General features: G+C 43.0%; 3 protein-coding genes. All 3 read right to left on the minus strand.

Annotated features, from left to right (window positions below; translation table 11 throughout):
• Positions 1 to 31: 31 nt before the first annotated feature.
• Positions 32 to 961, minus strand: a complete 930-nt coding sequence (locus BLQ17_RS21900; RefSeq protein ID WP_176761403.1) for a tyrosine-type recombinase/integrase — start codon at positions 959 to 961, stop codon at positions 32 to 34.
• Positions 903 to 1250, minus strand: coding sequence for a MerR family transcriptional regulator (locus BLQ17_RS22815; RefSeq protein ID WP_176761404.1), 348 nt, complete (start codon positions 1248 to 1250; stop codon positions 903 to 905). The genes BLQ17_RS21900 and BLQ17_RS22815 overlap by 59 nt, the downstream gene beginning before the upstream one ends.
• A 168-nt stretch (positions 1251 to 1418) precedes the next feature.
• On the minus strand, positions 1419 to 1796 hold the full coding sequence (locus tag BLQ17_RS21905; protein WP_092226406.1) for a hypothetical protein: 378 nt from the start codon (positions 1794 to 1796) through the stop codon (positions 1419 to 1421).
• Positions 1797 to 2074: the final 278 nt, after the last annotated feature.

The following is a 2074-nucleotide window of genomic DNA, read 5'->3' on the forward strand; positions in this document are numbered from 1 at the left end:
GACCGGAATGAAATGGAATCACTGGCCGGGATCAAATGGAATGGGTGGCCGGAATGGAATGGAATCGCCGGCCGGAATCATCTGGAATACTCAACTTTTCCGTAGTGTTTGGACTAGTATGCCGAAGTATCCGCTGTATTACAGCAACACTGCATCCACGGCGATATAACTCTGTAGCGGCCAAATGCCTTATTCCGTGAAAACCGAATTTTTTCACCTCAGCTTTTTCACACAGGCGCGCAAGCAAATGCTGTCGACTAGTAAAAGGTTCCCCGTAATACTCTCGGGTAAAATCAGTTTGATCTACACAAACAAACACAAACTCTGAAGACACTTCCCGGTTATCGAGCCACCATTTAAAGGCGTCTTTCAACTCGGTGACCATGGGTAACCAATCGTATTCCCAGGTTCCCCCCACTCTCTTTCTTGTCCACAACCTGACCTGGTTGTTGTCAAAATCAAGATCAGCTAACTTCAGTCGAAAAAGTTCTCCTCTTCTAGCTGCCAGAAGTATACAAGCTTTGAGCATCACCTTATCCTGACCCTGAGCGATATCGCATACCTTCCAAAAATCTTCCAAAGAAGGAACATACCTCGGAGATCTTTCCTCTGGCATTTTCTCAATCGCAAAAGGATTTTCTTTAGGCAATAAAACTGGACTCATATATTTAGTGCCCCAACCCCAGGCAGCTAAAAGGTTTTTTCTGTCTTTATTGGCTGCATAACCAGATCTGTTCTTATATTGAACCTGAGAATTTTGCATCGCCAGTGCTGTTGTCATCTCCTCGACAGGCATAGTAGGATCGACAACCTTGAACAATTCCTTAAAAGATTTGCGTTTTTCTTTGTATGTCTTGTCGACAAATTTATCTCTGGCGTAATCCAAATACTGCAGAGACCAATCACCCAAAGAGACCGTGTTTATCGGTTCTTGCCAACCGTCGCTTGATTGATCTCTCATCTTCACTTCCCATACTTCCGCATCTTTCTTTGTCTTGAAGCGCTTTTCTTTCCTTTTTCCCTCCTTCCGCACCTGTCCTATCCAGACAATTTTCTTTCTGTTGTTCTTCAATTCTTCTTTCTTGTACGGCATTGTACACCTCCTCTTCAAAGAACTTGTAGCGGCGTCCAATGCGTATTCCACCTAGTTCTCGATAGTATTTTCTTACCGTCTTGACGTCAAGTTCTAAGAGCTCTGCAATTTGTGCCGTTGAAATGCAGGTGCCTAATTTATCAATAGTTTTGCTCATAATGTTTCTCCATCTCTGCTCCCGTAAATTGCTCGCTCACCAGTCCCAACCCTCGTGCTGTCACAATAAAAAAGGGTAACCGTCTGGTTACCCTTCCTAGATGCCTCTTTATCTTTCAGCTACTCAGATTTTTCGCTCAACACGCTGTGATCTGACCTTTGAGATCGATTAATATTTAATAGTTACTACAGGAAACCTCTGTTTCCGCACTACTGGTCTCCTACCTATGATGTCTTCCTTCACAACAGTTTCAAACAACCATTCAGTGTTCTTTTTAACCTGACCATCTTCATCCAACAAAGAATCAGTGAGATCGAGAATCTTCATCCCTTGCTTCGGCGCATTTTTCCCCGGTAACCATTTAAGATGCCACATTGCCGCTAGGACTGGCACAGGTACGAAATCATATCTTCTAAATTTTCGTCTTTGTAGCGGGGTAACGGACAAAAGCAACTGTTGAATCGGCTTTGTAAACTCTTGTAAATAATCGTTTTTTCTTCTTTCTGGAAAGCTTCCGCATAAAACCATGTTTGATAAAGTGCTCATAATATTCCTCTGTAAGCATTGGACGTAGTACTACCATTCAATTTAAAGGCTTCGGCGACGAGCGCTTATAACCCTGAGTAGCTACAAGATTTCTGGTCACTAGGTGCTACGTGAGAGACCATGTTGCTTTATGAGTTTCAGGGTAGGAGATATTGCTTTCAGGAGCAATCGGTATTGAGTAGAATAAATCGGTATTATGTAGGTAAAATAGGCACTTTGTAGGTGTTTTGGTTTTCATCCACCCTCTGTGTCAATATGGGTGAAACACCTACCCCTTG

This window comes from Desulforhopalus singaporensis (assembly GCF_900104445.1).
GTDB classification, from domain to species: domain Bacteria; phylum Desulfobacterota; class Desulfobulbia; order Desulfobulbales; family Desulfocapsaceae; genus Desulforhopalus_A; species Desulforhopalus_A singaporensis.

Bases quoted from the DNA above. Each gene is read 5' to 3' on its own strand.
- BLQ17_RS21900 (WP_176761403.1), bottom strand. From the start codon at position 961: ATGAGAGATCAATCAAGCGACGGTTGGCAAGAACCGATAAACACGGTC.
- BLQ17_RS21905 (WP_092226406.1), bottom strand. From the start codon at position 1,796: ATGAGCACTTTATCAAACATGGTTTTATGCGGAAGCTTTCCAGAAAGA.
- BLQ17_RS22815 (WP_176761404.1), bottom strand. From the start codon at position 1,250: ATGAGCAAAACTATTGATAAATTAGGCACCTGCATTTCAACGGCACAA.